Source organism: Variovorax sp. 05N34, assembly GCF_056397405.1.
This window is the reverse complement of sequence record NZ_JBFTNI010000031.1, coordinates 1-892: the sequence shown is the minus strand read 5'-3', so window position 1 is coordinate 892 and position 892 is coordinate 1. Positions and strand designations below refer to the sequence as shown.

The following is an 892-nucleotide window of genomic DNA, read 5'->3' as shown; positions in this document are numbered from 1 at the left end:
ACCTCCATGCTGATAGGCGTGCCGGCCGAAACTGTGCCAGGCGAGACCAGAGTGGCCGTGACTGCGGAGACCGCCAAGAAGCTGGTTGCGCAGGGCCACACCGTGCGAGTGCAATCGGGTGCGGGGGTGGCGGCGAGCCTGACCGACAGCGCCTATGAGGCCGCGGGTGCCGAGATCACCGATGCTGCCGGGGCCCTCGGCTGCGAGATCGTGCTGAAGGTGCGCTCGCCTTCTGACAACGAGATCGCGCTGATGAAGCCGGGCGCCGTGCTCGTGGGGATGCTCAACCCCTTCGATGCGCCCGGGCTGCAGCGCCTGGCATCGGCGGGGCTSACGGCCTTTGCCCTSGAAGCCGCTCCGCGCACCACGCGTGCGCAGAGCATGGACGTGCTCAGCTCCCAGGCCAACATCGCCGGCTACAAGGCCGTGATGATGGCCGCGGACAAGTACCAGCGCTTCTTCCCGATGCTGATGACCGCYGCAGGYACTGTSAARGCSGCYCGCGTSGTGATCCTGGGCGTGGGCGTTGCCGGCTTGCAGGCCATCGCCACTGCCAAGCGCCTGGGCGCCGTGATCGAAGCCTCGGACGTGCGCCCTTCGGTCAAGGAGCAGGTGGAGTCCCTGGGCGGCAAGTTCATCGAAGTGCCCTACGAGACCGCCGAAGAAAAAGAAGCCGCCGAAGGCGTGGGCGGCTACGCCCGCCCCATGCCCCCGAGCTGGCTCGATCGCCAGAAGATCGAAGTGGCCAAGCGCGTCGCGCTCGCCGACGTGGTCATCAGCACCGCGCTGATCCCGGGGCGCGCCGCTCCGACGCTCATCACCGAGGAGATGGTCAAGTCGATGAAGCCGGGTTCGGTCATCGTGGACATCGCCGCGGGGAAGGGCCCCGATG

Annotated in this window: 1 protein-coding gene; it reads left to right on the top strand. The window is 68.0% G+C overall.

All coding sequences use genetic code 11. The features are described 5' to 3' along the window. Window positions 1–6: 6 nt before the first annotated feature. Window positions 7–892: NAD(P) transhydrogenase subunit alpha (locus AC1DMA_RS30105; protein WP_478146478.1), on the top strand; the 886-nt coding region annotated here is incomplete at its 3' end.